This is a genomic window from Faecalicatena contorta, from assembly GCF_022835095.1.
Lineage (GTDB): Bacteria > Bacillota > Clostridia > Lachnospirales > Lachnospiraceae > Faecalicatena > Faecalicatena contorta.
On the sequence record NZ_BQNQ01000001.1, the window covers coordinates 2703029 to 2718623 of the forward strand.

At 45.0% G+C, this 15595-nt stretch carries 18 protein-coding genes, 1 tRNA gene and 1 other annotated feature; of the genes, 3 read left to right on the forward strand and 16 right to left on the reverse strand.

Annotated elements, in window-relative coordinates; all coding sequences use genetic code 11:
* Positions 1-17: 17 nt before the first annotated feature.
* From MWG26_RS12045 to MWG26_RS12055, 3 genes are all read right to left on the reverse strand, one after another.
* The gene (locus MWG26_RS12045; RefSeq protein WP_025657322.1) at positions 18-722 is read right to left on the reverse strand and encodes an NUDIX domain-containing protein; all 705 of its coding nucleotides are present in this window, start codon (positions 720-722) and stop codon (positions 18-20) included.
* 175 nt (positions 723-897) lie between these two features.
* Positions 898-2388, reverse strand: coding sequence for a DUF4367 domain-containing protein (locus tag MWG26_RS12050; protein ID WP_025657321.1), 1491 nt, complete (start codon positions 2386-2388; stop codon positions 898-900).
* A gap of 5 nt (positions 2389-2393) precedes the next feature.
* Entirely contained in the window at positions 2394-2909 is a 516-nt protein-coding gene (locus MWG26_RS12055; RefSeq protein ID WP_025657320.1) for an RNA polymerase sigma factor, read from the reverse strand.
* Between the two features lie 224 nt (positions 2910-3133).
* Here MWG26_RS12055 and MWG26_RS12060 point away from each other — a divergent pair, with 224 nt between their 5' ends.
* Positions 3134-4012, forward strand: coding sequence for an AraC family transcriptional regulator (locus MWG26_RS12060; RefSeq protein ID WP_025657319.1), 879 nt, complete (start codon positions 3134-3136; stop codon positions 4010-4012).
* Between the two features lie 232 nt (positions 4013-4244).
* Here the strand turns inward: MWG26_RS12060 and MWG26_RS12065 are convergent, their stop codons facing one another.
* A complete protein-coding gene (locus MWG26_RS12065) occupies positions 4245-4574 on the reverse strand; it encodes a hypothetical protein (RefSeq protein WP_025657318.1) in 330 nt (109 codons plus the stop codon).
* Between the two features lie 203 nt (positions 4575-4777).
* On the opposite strand from MWG26_RS12065, the gene MWG26_RS12070 reads away from it, so the two are divergent.
* A complete protein-coding gene (locus MWG26_RS12070; protein ID WP_044927322.1) occupies positions 4778-5365 on the forward strand; it encodes a DUF6512 family protein in 588 nt (195 codons plus the stop codon).
* A gap of 105 nt (positions 5366-5470) precedes the next feature.
* On the opposite strand, the gene MWG26_RS12075 is transcribed toward MWG26_RS12070, so the two are convergent.
* Positions 5471-6169 carry a LiaF transmembrane domain-containing protein gene (locus MWG26_RS12075; protein WP_117441178.1) on the reverse strand — a complete coding sequence of 233 codons (699 nt, stop codon included), beginning with the start codon at positions 6167-6169 and terminating at the stop codon, positions 5471-5473.
* 4 nt (positions 6170-6173) lie between these two features.
* Positions 6174-6626 (reverse strand): LytTR family DNA-binding domain-containing protein, encoded by a 453-nt coding sequence (locus MWG26_RS12080; RefSeq protein WP_025657316.1) that lies wholly within the window; start codon positions 6624-6626, stop codon positions 6174-6176.
* 216 nt (positions 6627-6842) lie between these two features.
* Between MWG26_RS12080 and dtd the strand changes: the two genes are divergently transcribed.
* Entirely contained in the window at positions 6843-7289 is a 447-nt protein-coding gene (dtd, locus tag MWG26_RS12085) for a D-aminoacyl-tRNA deacylase (protein ID WP_025657315.1), read from the forward strand.
* 136 nt (positions 7290-7425) lie between these two features.
* Here the strand turns inward: dtd and MWG26_RS12090 are convergent.
* The 10 genes from MWG26_RS12090 to MWG26_RS12135 all read right to left on the reverse strand — a co-directional run bounded on the left by MWG26_RS12090 (position 7426) and on the right by MWG26_RS12135 (position 15587).
* Positions 7426-7498: transfer RNA gene (locus MWG26_RS12090), tRNA-Thr, on the reverse strand.
* Between the two features lie 162 nt (positions 7499-7660).
* Positions 7661-8317 carry an ABC-2 transporter permease gene (locus tag MWG26_RS12095; RefSeq protein WP_025657314.1) on the reverse strand — a complete coding sequence of 219 codons (657 nt, stop codon included), beginning with the start codon at positions 8315-8317 and terminating at the stop codon, positions 7661-7663.
* On the reverse strand, positions 8314-9165 hold the full coding sequence (locus MWG26_RS12100; protein WP_025657313.1) for an ATP-binding cassette domain-containing protein: 852 nt from the start codon (positions 9163-9165) through the stop codon (positions 8314-8316). The genes MWG26_RS12095 and MWG26_RS12100 overlap by 4 nt, the downstream gene beginning before the upstream one ends.
* A gap of 2 nt (positions 9166-9167) precedes the next feature.
* Positions 9168-9539, reverse strand: coding sequence for a GntR family transcriptional regulator (locus MWG26_RS12105; RefSeq protein ID WP_025657312.1), 372 nt, complete (start codon positions 9537-9539; stop codon positions 9168-9170).
* Between the two features lie 349 nt (positions 9540-9888).
* Entirely contained in the window at positions 9889-10503 is a 615-nt protein-coding gene (locus MWG26_RS12110; RefSeq protein ID WP_025657311.1) for a sigma-70 family RNA polymerase sigma factor, read from the reverse strand.
* A 54-nt stretch (positions 10504-10557) separates the two neighbouring features.
* Positions 10558-11328, reverse strand: a complete 771-nt coding sequence (gene rlmB, locus MWG26_RS12115) for a 23S rRNA (guanosine(2251)-2'-O)-methyltransferase RlmB (RefSeq protein ID WP_025657310.1) — start codon at positions 11326-11328, stop codon at positions 10558-10560.
* Positions 11329-11394: 66 nt separating this feature from the next.
* Positions 11395-11838 carry a Mini-ribonuclease 3 gene (locus tag MWG26_RS12120; protein WP_025657309.1) on the reverse strand — a complete coding sequence of 148 codons (444 nt, stop codon included), beginning with the start codon at positions 11836-11838 and terminating at the stop codon, positions 11395-11397.
* Entirely contained in the window at positions 11823-13229 is a 1407-nt protein-coding gene (gene cysS / locus MWG26_RS12125) for a cysteine--tRNA ligase (RefSeq protein WP_025657308.1), read from the reverse strand. The genes MWG26_RS12120 and cysS overlap by 16 nt, the downstream gene beginning before the upstream one ends.
* Positions 13216-13977 carry a serine O-acetyltransferase EpsC gene (gene epsC / locus MWG26_RS12130; protein WP_025657307.1) on the reverse strand — a complete coding sequence of 254 codons (762 nt, stop codon included), beginning with the start codon at positions 13975-13977 and terminating at the stop codon, positions 13216-13218. The genes cysS and epsC overlap by 14 nt, the downstream gene beginning before the upstream one ends.
* 120 nt (positions 13978-14097) lie before the next feature.
* Positions 14098-14328, reverse strand: a binding site (T-box leader).
* Between the two features lie 131 nt (positions 14329-14459).
* Complete coding sequence (locus tag MWG26_RS12135) at positions 14460-15587, reverse strand: GNAT family N-acetyltransferase (protein WP_025657306.1); 1128 nt, start codon at positions 15585-15587, stop codon at positions 14460-14462.
* Positions 15588-15595: the final 8 nt, after the last annotated feature.

Here is a 15595-nt window from a genome sequence, read left to right on the forward strand (position 1 = left end):
GTTTATCCTGCGCATAGTTACTTCTTCAGCCTCCCACGCAGAATCGTCATGGCCTGGGCCACGATTCCTGCGTGGTCCACTGCGATCATCCCCTGCTCGGAGACTGTAAAATGCTCTTCTCTGATCAGGCCCCGCCTCAGCGTGTGTTCTACCACGGCCCTAGTATCAAGACACTTCTCTTTATTCACAAAATGCAGAATATAGGTCCTTCTGACTGCTTCTTTTTCATTGCTCTCTGCTGCCAGTTCCATCTCCACGTTACACCAGGCCGCATCGGCCGCGTCATCTCCGGCCTTTATATTGACGTCTTTTTCATCCACCATCGCCATGTAGGCTGTCGTTATGACTCTGGTGCGCGGATCCCTGTTATAGTCCCCAAACGTAGCAAACTGCTCCATGACAGGATTTTTCAGACCGGTCTCCTCCATAAGCTCTCTTTTCGCCGTATCCTCCAGATCTTCCTTCATCTCTATAAAACCTCCGGGCAGTGCCCAGAAACCAATGCTGGGATGGTTGCTGCGCTTCACCATCAGGATCTTAAGCCCCTCGAGGGTTTCCGACAGCGCTCCGTCGTGAGAAAATACAACCGCATCCGTCGTACAGCTTGGTTTTTCATATTTATAAGGATCATAGTCCTCCAGAAAGTCCTCCAGCGTCTGTCCCGCCGGATTTTTATCATGAGTCCCGTAAAATGGTGTGATATCTTCCAAAAATGTTTGCATCTGTTTCTCCTCCTGCTGTATAATACCCAATACTGTGTTTGATATTTCAGGTAAACTACTCCGAGTTATAATAGAAAGACGGAACGAGGATGTTCCCCCGTCCCGTCTTTCCATTATATTAGATTTTATGTCTTCTGTAAACAGCTGCTTTTATAATTAAAATTCTGCAGGCTTCCTACTCGCTGATTCTAACGTACGGTGTTGTAATCGCACTACCGTCCGCATTCGTACCACCTGCAAATATCCGAAGATACAGATTATCCAGCTGGTCTTCGTCTGCAACATAGACCAGGGTGTATTCTATCTCTTCTCCTGCTGACATAGGGCGGAAAAATGCAGATTTCATTCTTTCGATCCCTTCCGTATAATATATATCATCGTAATAGATCGGGAAACTGCTGCCATTATTGGAAAGCCACTGCATGCCATACCCTTCATTTGCTGATCTGAAACTGTCCGCTGGATAAGCACAGCTGCCGTCTTCTCTTGGTATCAGTGTTGTCAGATCCGGGGCAATTGAGATGCCCATTATCTGATTGCTCTCTGACTGCACATCGGAATAATTTTTCGCTTTCATCTTAACAACAACATACTTGGACTTCACGGTTTCAAGCACGCCGTCCTGTGATTCCGTGCCATCCTCATCTACCGTATACCGATATCTCTCATGAGGTTTCAGAGTACCGTCTTCTTCCATCCACGGAGCAACTTCATCATAACTGGCAAAGTTCTCTGCCGGGTATTCTGACAGTGGAAGTGCGTCCAGAATTTCCGCATCCTGCACGGTAAAACGGACATCATCCGTGCCATCTATCTGCTGACCGTCCTCCATCATTATATTAGGATCACTGATTTCATCTCCTATTGCATAGATGTCATCGGCTGCCACTCCTGTCTGATAAGACTTTGCACAACCCTTTGCATAAGCTTCCATATCCTGAAGTTCTGCATCTGTCATATAGGGAACGGTCTCTTCCAGGACCTCAATCTTCAGTCCTTCTGCGACTTTTACTATTTCCTCTGCCGGAAGGTCGCTTTCACTCCATACCATTATTCCGTATCCATACTCTTCATTGAATAGATAAATACGCTTAACCGTCTCTTCGCTGTCTGTGTAAAAACTGTCATTCACAAATACATCCGTCTTCATTCCGCTGATTTCCAGCGTGTCCAAGTGGGAGTCCTTTGAATAAGACATGACGTCTACGGCACCGGTACGCTCTAAGTAATCCAGATCCGCTGCATTATATGGGATAACAGAAAGGGCTCCTCCATTTGCCTCATTATGCCACTTATTTCCATATGGGCTGTCTTCTCCGTACAATGTATACCCTTCAGGTATATAAGTCGCTTCCACAGATATCTTATGGGCTTCTTTTTCTCTGTCCACTTGAAAATCATATTTAACAGAGTTCTCATTCTCCACAAGATTTGCAGAAAGGAATTTACTTGCCGCCAGCGTGACAACAGACATTCCCACTGCCAGCACCGCCACTGCCGCCACCGCTGCCCATGTACGCCGCTTCCTTGTATACTTCATCGCTACCTTTTTCCCAATCCCCAGCTGCTCATAAGTATCCTGAATCCGATTCTCTATTTTCTCTGGGATTTCAACATCCTGTTGTAAAATTCGTTCTATTTTCTTTTTTGAATATTCGTTCTTCAACACTTCTACCTCCTTTGAACTGCCACTTCCAGCCCATATACTCTTTCAAACTGCCTGCGTCCCCGGACCAGCCTTGTCTTGACCGTACTCTCTTCCAGTTCCAGTATCTGTGCAATTTCTCTGATCTTGAAACCTTCCGAATAATACAAAAGCAAAACGATCCGATACTTGTCGTCCATCTGGTTCATCAGTTCTTCAAATTCATAATTCTGAAGCGCCATACATGTACCCTCCTGTTCCGGAACAGTATTTGAGAGATATTCCCGTTTTCCGGCTCTCAAAATGTCGTTGCATTTGTTGATCAGAATACGTATCAGCCATGTTTTAAAATACTTGGGTTCTTTCAGCCTGTCGATATTCTCATAGCATGTAATGATCGTTTCCTGTATGGCATCTGCAATGTCTTCCTGTTTATGCAGGTAGCTTCTTGCAGTCTTGTACATATCCTGCTTTACCAGTTCGATCAGTTCCACAAAAGCCTGATCGTCGTGCTTCTGTGCTCTTTTAATAAGGTATTTCAACAGAAGACCTCCTTCCCCTCATCAATGCCGGCATGATTATCTTTCACTTATTAGACGTACCGGGACAGCAAAAAGTTTCAGACTGCTGATAAAAATTTATAAATAGGAAACAAATAATTTCTGAAATTTATCGTAATATTACGAAACAACATTAACATTTCGATTATCTTCCAATGTTTGCCTGTTAGTATTCATGTTATTCTATAAAAAAGGGGGGTGCCGTTATGAACGATAAATTAGAAAGCCTGTTCAGTGCACATTATGGAGATAAAAATTTTCTGAACAGAAACTGTCAGCATTATTACTGCGATGTCCTATCGATTGCTTCAGCAGGGGAATCGACTGAATATCTTTCCAGTCCGTTCTGCCATTCACACCATGCTTACGAATTCATGATTCCATACAGCCCACTTCCCCTCATCATATATGAAGACGCTGTGTATATCGGTGAGGCTGGCTGTGTATATCCCGTGCAGAGCGGCCGGATGCACGCATACAGGTACCGCAATTCCAGTATTGCCCATGATAATATTGTAATTGAAAAGGACTTTTTTGAACAGATCCTGCATGAAAAAGGCTGCTATGGAAAAGAGTTTGATATGAGTTTTGACCTTACGAAAGAGGCCGGAACCTACATCCGGTATTTTAAAGAGGAATTTTCTAAACAAAATAACCGTGATTCCTCCAAGCTTATTCATCTCTCGGCCCTCATTGCTTCTGTGTTCACAGATTGCGAATTTAGTAAAAAAAGAGACCGCCTGAAAGCTCCTCCGCAGTATCAAAAAGGAATCTATCAGATTGTCTCTTATATGAACCAGCATTATGCGGATGACCTGCAGGTAGAAACACTGGCGGCCATGTGCGGCCTTTCCCGCACTTATTTTATAACTGCATTCAAGAAAGCAGTCGGCGAAACGCCTTATAATTATCTTTTAAAACTACGCATAGCCAAATCGCAGCTGCTGCTGGAGAATCCCAATTACTCCATCAAGGAAATCGCTCTGCTGTGCGGTTTTCAAAAGCCAAACACGTTTTCCTCCCTCTTCCGGAATTATACCGGTATGACACCTACCGAATATAAACAAAAACTGCTGCTTCCGTGACATTCACTCTCCAATTGAGTCCTAGGCTGCTGAAGTGAGTGTTTCCACACCTGCCGCAGACTATAACAGATTACATCGTTGCTCTCTGCCAGTCTCCTGTCTTTTCTTTCTGCTCCTTTATCTTGGATCTCATAGACATACAGAAGACCGGCGTAATATTATCCGGACGGCTTTTTGCAGACCGTGGCACATATAGACCCGCTCCCCTGAAAGATAGGGAACTCTTGCTTAACTATGCCAAAAAAGTTTCAATATTGGCAAGCAGTTCTATAAACCGGCAGTCTAATTCTGCCTTTTCCGCCGCGCTCTCCGCAGCAAAATCGAATCCTGGAATACCAAGCATCGCATGATTTGCAGCGCTCCAGTCCCGTACTAAAATCTGTTCCATCTGCTCCCATCCCTCATACTGTACAAGAAAACAGATCTCCAGATTGTATTTCATATTTTCAAGACACCTGTAAAAATATGGAATCTCTTCCATCTGAAGTTCATGAATAAAATCCAACAGTTCATCAAGGCATTTTCTTAACGGAACAAGATCTTCTCTGTCCAGGCTCTTCATGGTATTACCCCCCTCGTTCAAGCCTGCACCGAAAAATCACCCCTGAATCTTTTTGTATTATATCATAATCTCATGGAAATCACTCTATTTTCCGACATATTATAACAAAAATCGACAAAATGTGGCATCCGGTAAAAACCAGGTATAGAACTCGTTATTCCGCACATACTATTAGAAAAAATATCCTTTTGGAGGGTGCCTTAATGAAACCTTTTAACAAAAGAAATAAGCGGCTGTTTATCAGTACAATCATCGGAGTCATCTTTGTCTCTGCTGCAGGAACACTGCTTCATTTTGTCTACAGCTGGACAGGTAATAACTCCATTATCGGGCTTTTTGCCCCTGTAAATGAATCCACCTGGGAACATATGAAGCTTCTCTATTTCCCAATGTTGTTATTCTGTGCCGCGGAATACTTCTTTCTGTCGGGACACTATCAACGGCTGATCCGGGCAGATCTAGCCGGCATACTGGCAGGAACATGGGTGATTCCCGTTATCTTTTATACTTACACAGGAATTCTGGGATTCCATACGCTGGCGCTGGATATTCTAACATTTCTATTCAGCGTCTTAACCGCATTTTATGTGCGCTGCCACTCCCTTCTACTGCCCGGACATATAGAGAACACCCTTTTCGATAAAATATTCAAAACAAAATCAGGAGCGAAGTGCCGGGGACTGTCGGGCCCTGCCTTTTTCTATTTCATATGTGTCCTGATTACAGGTGTATGCTTTCTCATCTTCACTTATTACCCTCCGGCAGCCGGCCTGTTCGTTTTCCCCTCCTGATTAGGTTTTCTTTGGGTATCCAATCCCTCAGCATAAAAAGGAGAAAGCCAGCGAAAGCTTATCCAATTCGGATAAGCAGGGCTTTCTTCCTCTCATGTACCGTTGCTATATATAAATAATTGTAACTCCGGAAAAGCTCACTTTCCCATTGAGCACCAGAGAAACTGTCCCGTCCGGCTGGCATCTTCCCTTCTCGTCAACCCCCCCGAATGCTGCGCTCAACTGATTTACCACCTGCCAGCTGCGTGGAATATAGAGTTCCACACCACCAAAGGAAACATCCAGCTTAACAGCTGCCTGCCCCTGAGGAACCTGTGCATGGTCAAAGTACACCTTCATGGCACCGAAGGAACAATGGATACCAGCTCCCCTGAAGTCTTCGGAGTTAATATACTTAATGCTGGAGCCAAAAGAGCTTTCCATCCTCATCGCATCCCCGTCTATCGTCTCCACTTCGCTGAAGCTGCCGTCAAAGTGGGTACTGTGTTGATGCCAGCTCCGCTCCGGACGGTACAAAAATGCCGCGCCGATACTTCCGAGAAGAGCCGCTCCCAGAACCGTCCATGGGGTCAGTGCCGTAATTCCCAGCGGCTCTGCATAAATAATGCAGAGAAAAGCCAGAGAAAACAATACTCCCGGTATGCTTCTGTGGATCGCACTCTTAATCAGTGTCGCTGCAAAGATCACAGACAAGAGCAGCATCCAGATACTGATCCTTGTATTCAGGATTCCAAGTCTGCTGATGACCAGAAGCACCGCCCCAATGATAAAAAATATTCCCCAGAATAATCGTTCTTTTTTCATGTCCTTACCTCTTTTCTTCCAGCCGGTTTCGAAGCGGCTTGTAATAATATCTGGATACATATACCTGTTTGTGTGTTTCCTTAAACTGGACCACACAGGAAGTGGATACGGAACGATTGATTGCATAGATGCTTTTCGTGTTCAATATCGTAGACTTGGATACTCTCATGAAATATCCCGGCAGAATCTCCTCCAGTTCATACAGGCGGTGCCGGATTTTGTAAATGTCATCCACCGTATGTGCATGGATTGCCTTTCCGTCAGTCTCGAAGAAAAGGATATCGGTAAGCATCAGATAGTACTCTGTCTCTTCCTTGTAGAATACGATCCGCTGCTCCTGCCTGGAGATTTCGCTCAGCGCCTTCTGCACTTTCTGCACCTGGTCATTCAGGCTGCTGCTTCTGATAATGACCTCTTCCTCTGTTAAATTCTCATCAATTTCAATTCGTATTTTCATCTCATTTCCCTTTCCACCCATTTATCTAACCATATATAAACTCCCTTGTAAATACAAAAGGCGCATGTGGTAAAAATGGGAAGGCAAGTGGTCAGAAAACGAGTCTCATGTGCTGCTGCAAATTAAACAGAGGTTTTTACTATACCTGCTGGACTTTATCCGTCCTTCAGTATAGAATAAATACTGAAAGAATTGCAAAAACGGAGGAATCATAAAATGAAATTTTTGATACAGAGAGTATCCGAGGCTTCAGTAGCAGTGGAAGGCAATGTAATTGGTTCTATTGAAAAGGGGTTTCTCGTACTGATTGGCGTATCCGACAGAGACACCGAGGAGACTGCAGACAAGCTGGTACGTAAGATGACAGGGCTTAGAATATTTGAGGATGAGAACGGCAAGACAAACCTCTCTCTGGCTGACGTGGATGGCAGCCTTCTGTTGATTTCACAGTTCACGCTGTACGCAAACTGTAAAAAAGGGAACCGCCCCAGCTTCATAGAAGCAGGCCAGCCTGACAGGGCGAATGCCCTCTATGAATATATCATAGAAAAATGCAGGGCATCCGTCCCCAATGTGCAGACCGGAAGTTTCGGGGCAGAAATGAAAGTCAGCCTCATCAACGACGGTCCCTTTACTATTATTTTAGATTCAGAAGATCTGTGACATGGTGCATCCTGTCGGTAGGAAAGTTCGTCGCCTGGAGGCGGCGGCTGAACGGGAGCAGCGTATTGATTCGTTTGGTGGTACGGAAATTACTGCAAAAAAATACTCCCCTTAGGGAGTCTGAAAAAATTTAAAAAGCTGTCGAGCGGAATCGAACCGCCGACCTCCGCCTTACCAAGGCGACGCTCTACCGACTGAGCCACGACAGCCTGTGCGCGTTACTTACGCAACGATATTAATATACACTAAACCTAGTCTAATTGTCAACATATATTTGAAAATTTATCAAAAGTCAAATTGGATGTACCTAGCAAAAGGACGGCGGCTTTACCTTCCTTTTGCGGCCCCATCCAACGCCTGTAAGACACTTGTCAATACTGCTTTTTCTCAATAATCTTTAATGATGCGAGATAGGAGACCACAGTCAACAGTATACACCCAATGCCTGCAAACAACGCCACCCCTGCGAGTCCTGCAGATGGAAGGCTGTCAATTATAAGAACCAGATCTATCCCCATCATCCCCAAAAGCTTCACCACGGCAAATACCACCAAAAAAACAGCTCCCACCACTCCGATAATTGCTATCCTGCTTTTATCAACACCGAATTTCAACTGGACAGGCAGTGTAAAATCTAGAAATACAATTGCAATGATCAGATAAAATATCATGCTTATCACACTTTCCGTAATATCTGTCCCAGGATACCGGAGTACAGTAAATACTAATACGATTCCACCTGAAACCATCCATGCCACAGCAGCGATCAAAATCCCCAGCATATATTTCTCGATGACATACCCTTTTCTGGTAATGGGAAGCGTAAATAAAAACGCTCTTCCATTGTCAAGCTCATCATAGCTTATGGTGGTCAGTGTAAACATTGTGAAAATGATTGTAATATAATTCATGATAAATAGCAGATTCATATTTGTAAATGCCATCATAATACCAACAATACATATAATATAAAAGAAATTCAGCTGATTTTTTAGTAAACAGAGATCTTTAATTATTAACCCTTTCATTTTCCTTCACCTCGTATCATCATTGCTATTGTTTCATCAATATTACCGCGTTCAATTGTGGCATCCGGATAATTATCCAGGTAAAACTGTTTTTCATTTGTCAGGCAGCTATAGCCATAGCCTTCTCTCTTCCTTTTTATGATAAAACGCTTATCCAGCTTCTCATACTGTGCTTCAGTCACCTTGATTACTCCATAGTCACTCAGGAGCCTGTCGGTCTCTTCGTGCATAATAATCCTGCCGTTATGAATCATATAAATGTCATCACAAAGTCCTTCCAGATCGCTTGATATATGGGAACTGATCAGAATGGAGCTCTCTCCGTCTTCCATATACTCCCGCATCATATCCAGCAGCTCATTTCTGGCCATCACATCCAGTCCGACCGTCGGCTCATCCAGGATCAGCAGGCTGGCTTTATGCGACATCGCAACCAAAACTTTCAGCTTTGCTTTCATACCGGTAGAAAATTCTTTGATCTTTTTTTCAAATGGAATCTCGAATGTTCTGCACCTTTTTTCAAATTCCACTTTATCAAACCCCGGATACATACTGGCCATCACCGGAATGAGGTCCTTTATACAAAGGTAACCACTGAAACCCGAGTCAGAAAGTACAACACCCAGTTTTTCTCTTTCTTCCGTTCCAAGCTTCTTGATGTCTTTTCCGAAGAGTTCGATCTTCCCGCCGTCGATATCGATTAATCCTAACACCGCCTTAAATGTGGTACTTTTTCCTGCCCCATTCTGACCGATCAGTCCTGTAACACATCCCTTGTGTACCTCCAGAGAACACTGCAGATCAAACTTTTCATAATGTTTTTCTACGTTTTGTAATTTTAATACCATAGCTAATCCTCCAAGATAATCTGAAATAACTCTGTAATCTCTTCATTGCTCATTCCACAGCTTCTCCCCTTCCTGATCGCTTTTTCCAGGTCGGCTTCCACTTCTTTCTTCTTCTCCTCCAGCATCAGTTCCTGATTCGCACAGGCTACAAAGCTTCCCTTTCCATGAACGGTTACGACAAACCCTTCCTGTTCCAGGGTATCATAGGCCTTTTTTACGGTCAGTGCGCTGACTCTCAGATCCTTCGCCAATGTTCTGACAGACGGAAGCGCTGTATCTTCTTCAAGTTCCCCCTGCATGATCTTATTTCTGACCTGCGCTACGATCTGCTCGTAGATTGGCTGCATGGAAGAATTGTTAATTATCAGCTTCATTTTCTCCCTCCTTTGTCTATAAACAGTATATAACAGTATGTCACTGTTGTCAACTGTTTTATACTGTTTACTCCAAATAATGAGTTGCTTGTTTACTATGCACGGCCCATAGGCCGTTCATAGTAACTTTGCTTGTTGTGACTGTTCAGACCGTAAAGTGAAGCGGCATATTGCAACAAAGAATTTTCAGGCACGCTCCATGGGCATCTGCCTCTTAAATCAAAAAATCTGGCAAGACCTTTCCGTCATTACCAGATTCTTTCATCTATCTCATTGTAACAGTTCAGCCTGTCTGAGCTGATACAGCTCTTTGCCTTGTCCTCATCTCGTATATAAGGCAGAAAAACCGCTATCTTGCCAGCAGCTTCTCGGCCTTTCCCCGAATCCGCTGGAGCGCGTTGTCTATGGCTTTGGGACTTTTTCCCAGCAGCTCGGCTATAGTTTTATAATCCGTTCCCATCAGATGCAGATACAACACATGGTTTTCCAGGGCACTGAGATTTCCTTTCAGTTCCTCCACAAATACCTCTGTCATCTCTCTGCCAAAATACAAGGTCTCCGGATTATTTTCCACAACAGGTTCTATCGTATCAATCAGAGGTATCTTTTTTTCCTCATCCGTGCCTTCCCCGGCCTCATACAGGGAAATATAAGAATTAAGCGGCATATGCTTTTTTCTCTTGGATGCCTCTATTGCCGTATACATCTGCCGGGACACACACAGTTCTGCAAAGCTGGCAAAGGAGGCGCCCTGAGAAGGACTGAAGTCCCTTACTGCCTTAATCAGCCCTATCATACCTTCCTGTATCAGATCTTCATTCTCACCGCCTATGAGATACATAGCTCTCGCTTTTTTACGAACCATGGTTTTATACTTTACCATCAGATAATCCATAATTTCTGAATTACCTTTTCGAAACTCCAATATCAACTGTTCATCTGCAAGTGTGTCATATTTCTCCATCGGCCTTTTCCTTTCCAACGGTAATCCTCTGCTCTATTGAAAATCACGCCCTTTTTAGAGCATTCTCTGTCGGACAATCTCGTAGGCCAGCACCCCCGCCGCTACGGATGCATTCAGGGAGTCGATCTCGCCTTTCATAGGAATAGCGGCAATAAAATCACACTTTTCTTTTACAAGACGTCCCACACCTTCCCCTTCGCTCCCGATCACAAGCCCAATGGGGCCGGTCAGATTCAGTTTGTACATGAATTCTCCGCCCATATCCGCGCAGACGAACCACATACCCCGTTCCTTTAATTCTTCCATTGTCTTCGCCAGGTTTGTTACCTTCGCCACCGGCGTATAATTCAGTGCGCCCGCGGAAGTCTTCGCCACTACAGCTGTCAGGCCGACTGCCCTGCGTTTTGGTATGATAACGCCATGGGCCCCCGCCAGATTCGCCGTACGGATGATTGCACCCAAGTTATGCGGGTCTTCTATATTATCCAGCAGAATAAAAAACGGATCCTCACCCTTTTTTTCTGCAAGTTTGAACATATCTTCGATATCTGCATACTCGTATGCAGCAGCACAGGCCACCACACCCTGATGCTTGCCTGTTTCCGAAAGCTGCGACAGTCTTTCCTTTCCCACAAAATTTAATATGGTATCGTGCTTTTTCGCCTCCCTGACTATTGTCCGTATCGGACCATCCTGGCACCCATCCAATATGAATACTTTATCAATCGGCCTGCCTGAACGGAAAGCCTCCAGCACTGCATTGCGGCCTTCAATTATCAGCGTATTGTCGTTTTGTTCTCTTTCATTTCTATTATTTTCCTGCATTATATTCTCCATTTATATCCAAAGAAATCACGGATGTTCCCCTGGTCTTTGACTATACTGTTTCGCTTAAATTTCACTCAGGCTGTCCAGTCCTGCTTTTACCAGAGCCATGAGCCTTTCATAATCCTTTTTTAGATACAGGTAACCGAGCAGCGCCTCAAATCCCGTTGCCCTCCTGTAATCCGTGATGGACTGATTCTTTGCCGGTGATACAGATTTGGCATTTCTGCCCCTTCTGTAGATGGCATGCTCTTCTTCTGTCAGGTGCTGCTGCATTGTGCGCATCATCAGAGACTGGGTGGACGCCTGTACAAATCTGCTTGTCTCTTCATGCAGTTTATGCACCTGTTTATTTCCCCGGCTGATGATCATAGACTTGATAACCAGATCGTAGACGCAATCACCGATAAACGCCAGAACAAGAGGTGAATAGCTGTCAGCATCCACCTCTTGAAGACTTAATACTTCCGTTATATAATCATGAAAATCTAAATTTATGCTTTCTTCCATTTTACTCCTTCTCGGGTATCCTCCAGGACGATTCCTCTGGAGAGCAGTTCGTCCCTGATCTCGTCTGCTCTGGCAAAATTTTTCGCCTTTCTCGCTGCCTGGCGTTCTTCAATCAGTGCTTCGATGTCTTCTGCCAGCATCTCCTCGTCCTTCTCCACGATAATTCCCAGAACATCTGTCAGCTTAACAAGCAGATCTCGCAGGTTCTGCAGATATTCTGCTGAGCTTTCACCGTCTGTATTCGTATTGATATATTTAACGAGCTCGAATACAGAGGAAATTGCGTCTGCCGTATTGAAATCATCGTCCATCGCCCGCTCAAAGCTGTCAACATATTCCTGTGTTTTTGCAAATGCTTCCTTCTCCGCGTCTGTCATATCCTGCACTTTCGCATTGCCCTTCAGGAATTTCAGATTGTCAGCCGCGGTTATGATTCTCTCCAGTCCCGTTGCGGCAGCGTCCATAAGCTCTGCACTGAAATTCAGAGGACTTCTGTAATGCGCGCTGAGCATGAAAAATCGCAGAACCTGAAGGTCATATTTTTCGCTGATCTCCCTTACGGTAAAGAAGTTTCCCAGTGATTTTGACATTTTCCTGTTGTCAATGTTCAGGAATGCGTTGTGCATCCAGTAGCGGGCAAATTCTTTGCCGTTCGCAGCCTCACTCTGAGCAATCTCATTCTCATGATGCGGGAATATCAGATCTTCCCCTCCTGCATGAATATCGATCTGCTCTCCCAGATATTTTTTAGACATCTCAGAGCACTCGATATGCCAGCCCGGACGTCCTTCGCTCCATGGAGACTCCCATGCCGGTTCGCCTTCTTTTTTTGGCTTCCATAACACAAAGTCCAGAGAATCTTCCTTTTCGTCCTCTCCCGTTACAAGGAGTGAACGGCCGCCGGATTGAAGGTCATCCAGATTCTTATGGGAAAGTTTTCCGTAATCTTTAAACTTTCTCGTACGATAATATACCGTTCCGTTTTTCTCGTATGCAAATCCCTTCTCGATCAGTGCTCCGATCATATCCACCATACCACAGATTTCTTCTGTTGCCAGAGGATGCTTTGTGGCAGGTTTCACGTTCATGCCTTCCATGTCTTTCTTACATTCTGCAATGTAACGTTTGGAAATCTCATCCGCAGTAACGCCTTCTTCGATTGCTTTTTTGATGATCTTGTCATCTACATCTGTAAAGTTGGAAACAAAATTCACATCGTAACCTTTATATTCAAAATACCTTCTGACCGTGTCAAAGACGATCATCGGCCTTGCATTCCCTATATGGATAAAGTTATAAACTGTAGGCCCGCAGACATACATTCTGACTTTGCCTTCCTCTATAGGTACGAATTCTTCTTTTCTTTTAGTAAGTGTATTATATAGTTTCATCTGATTTCTCCTCTTTCTTTTCTTTTTCTCTGCATCCGCTGCACTGTGCTTCTGCTGGCTCCGTATTTTCCGCAAATTCATCGCCGTCCGGCAGCATACAGCGCATATGCCTCTCCATTTCTTTCAGCTGCTTATACAGGCGTATGTTATCATTCTGAAGCTCCCTGATATCATTCAGAACCGGGTCAGGCAGATGTATCTGATCCATATCCGTCCTCGGTACCTTCTGGTCACCCATCCGCACAATACGCCCCGGCACGCCGACTACAGTACAGTTCGGAGGCACCTCCTCCAACACAACCGAACCAGCCCCTATCTTAGAGTTTTCCCCAATCGTAAAAGACCCGAGTATCTTAGCCCCTGCGCTGACCATGACATTATCCTTCAGCGTAGGATGCCGCTTTCCCTGCTCTTTTCCCGTTCCCCCCAGGGTCACGCCCTGATAAAGCGTTACATTGTCTCCGATGATCGTCGTCTCCCCGATAATAACGCCGCTTCCGTGGTCAATAAACAGTCCTTTCCCAATGGTGGCGCCGGGATGAATCTCAATCCCAGTCTTTCTCGCAGCCTTCTGTGACATCCATCTGGCCAGGAAATAATGTTTCTTCAGATACAGCTTGTGTGCAACTCTGTACCTAAGTATAACTTTAAAACTCGGGTAAAGCAAGACCTCCATATTAGATTTAATCGCAGGATCCCGCTCCCGGATGACCTGAATCTCATTCTTAATATAAGATATAATTCCCATTTCATGATCCTCCATACCAATCGCATACAATATTTACCAACTCTGCTTTCATTTCAATCCACTTCACCTGCCCGAAATTCCAGAGGAATTTCCGGTATCATAAAAAAGACCCCGTCTCTTGTTAGAGACGAAGTCATATCCGCGGTTCCACTCTATTAAAAGAATTACTTCTTTCACTCACTGCATGTAACGTATGCCAAACGTATTCCGCTACTCACAGCATCCCGCCGCGTTTACAGAATCAGCTCCCGGACGCACTTCACAGACTCCTCCTTTAGAACCACTTACAGCCGGTGATGGTCCCTCTCTGCAATCTCGGAATCAGCTACTCTTTCCGTTCATAGCCTTTCACAAAATCAATATAGATATATCTTATGCAAAAAAGAGAAATTTGTCAACTGAATTTTGGAGCGCGAGGTGGGGACACCTGTCCGGGAGTGTTCAGCCCTTTCCCATTTGATGCGCCCAGCTAACACCCCACATTACACGATTTCATTGAGGTAGAGGGGGCGTAATGGCTCTAGTTTCCCCAGTTCCTGTTTCAGCCTCGGTGTAAGGATTACGCCTTCTTCACGGCTGATTTCATCTATTGTCTGGTAACCGAACAGCAAAGCTGTCAGGGAGTCTATTGTAAGCACTCCTTCCGAGTCCTCTGTTTCTGAGACCTGTATATCCGGATTCTCCCCGCTGCTCTTCAGCCTCCAGACTCTGCTGTTTTTTGTGATGATGGAATCAAGTACTGCAAAGGAGCAGTTTATCTCCCTGCCTGCTTTTGCCCTCATAGAAGCCAGAAGTGTCTCCAGGTGAAGAATACGTACCATGATGAGTGGTACTTTCCTGCTCCGGGCATTTTCTCTGCCTGCGTATATCTTTGCAGGAACGCCATGTTCTGCCCGCATCTGGTATACGGCTTTCTGGAATTCAGCTTCGAATCCGGGTAGGTAAAGGGCCTCTCGGATCTCGAGCGTGTTCTCCTCCCTGGCATACGCGAACATTCCAGCTATAGCGCCGTCTTGTTTTAATAGTTTTATACCCCCGTTTTCACTCTGCTGCTCGAATAACATCGTCTGGTAATACTGGTCGTCGCGCACGGCGCAGACCTGATATTGAGCGGCAAAATGGGCATTGAAAAATACGGCCATTGCACCGGCATCCGATAAGCCGGCGTCCGACATGCTGACTGACATGGAACCTGGTTCTCCGCAGGATTCTTCCTGGATCTGCGCGTAGACAAACCGGAAATCATAAGGCCTGTATATGGCCTCCGCTGCCGGCATGAGGAAAGTAAATGGCTGCTTCAGTTTATACATGTCCATCATAGAAGCTTTGAGCAAACGGCCCATATAGCCCCTCTTTCTGTATGCCTCCTCCGTTGCCACGGCAATGATATAATTGCATAACTGCTGTGTCCCGCCGATCCTCAGCATGTAAGGATTAAGCTGGAGCATGGAACGGACAGCTCCATCCTCCTCAATTACATAGATCTGATTGTTCCTGGTCTTTATAAAATAATAGTAGTCCAGAAATGCTTTGCTGTCTTCCGGAAATACCTTCTCCCACAGCGCTCTTGTCCCGCTGTGTTCACTGCTGTCAAGCTTTCGAAGCTGCATTCTATATT

Coding starts and splice junctions, on each gene's coding strand:
- MWG26_RS12060 (WP_025657319.1), top strand. CDS start 3,134: ATGAACGATAAATTAGAAAGCCTGTTCAGTGCACATTATGGAGATAAA.
- MWG26_RS12045 (WP_025657322.1), bottom strand. CDS start 722: ATGCAAACATTTTTGGAAGATATCACACCATTTTACGGGACTCATGAT.
- MWG26_RS12135 (WP_025657306.1), bottom strand. CDS start 15,587: ATGCAGCTTCGAAAGCTTGACAGCAGTGAACACAGCGGGACAAGAGCG.
- MWG26_RS12095 (WP_025657314.1), bottom strand. CDS start 8,317: ATGAAAGGGTTAATAATTAAAGATCTCTGTTTACTAAAAAATCAGCTG.
- rlmB (WP_025657310.1), bottom strand. CDS start 11,328: ATGCAGGAAAATAATAGAAATGAAAGAGAACAAAACGACAATACGCTG.
- MWG26_RS12120 (WP_025657309.1), bottom strand. CDS start 11,838: ATGGAAGAAAGCATAAATTTAGATTTTCATGATTATATAACGGAAGTA.
- MWG26_RS12100 (WP_025657313.1), bottom strand. CDS start 9,165: ATGGTATTAAAATTACAAAACGTAGAAAAACATTATGAAAAGTTTGAT.
- cysS (WP_025657308.1), bottom strand. CDS start 13,229: ATGAAACTATATAATACACTTACTAAAAGAAAAGAAGAATTCGTACCT.
- MWG26_RS12070 (WP_044927322.1), top strand. CDS start 4,778: ATGAAACCTTTTAACAAAAGAAATAAGCGGCTGTTTATCAGTACAATC.
- MWG26_RS12080 (WP_025657316.1), bottom strand. CDS start 6,626: ATGAAAATACGAATTGAAATTGATGAGAATTTAACAGAGGAAGAGGTC.
- epsC (WP_025657307.1), bottom strand. CDS start 13,977: ATGGGAATTATATCTTATATTAAGAATGAGATTCAGGTCATCCGGGAG.
- MWG26_RS12075 (WP_117441178.1), bottom strand. CDS start 6,169: ATGAAAAAAGAACGATTATTCTGGGGAATATTTTTTATCATTGGGGCG.
- MWG26_RS12065 (WP_025657318.1), bottom strand. CDS start 4,574: ATGAAGAGCCTGGACAGAGAAGATCTTGTTCCGTTAAGAAAATGCCTT.
- MWG26_RS12105 (WP_025657312.1), bottom strand. CDS start 9,539: ATGAAGCTGATAATTAACAATTCTTCCATGCAGCCAATCTACGAGCAG.
- dtd (WP_025657315.1), top strand. CDS start 6,843: ATGAAATTTTTGATACAGAGAGTATCCGAGGCTTCAGTAGCAGTGGAA.
- MWG26_RS12110 (WP_025657311.1), bottom strand. CDS start 10,503: ATGGAGAAATATGACACACTTGCAGATGAACAGTTGATATTGGAGTTT.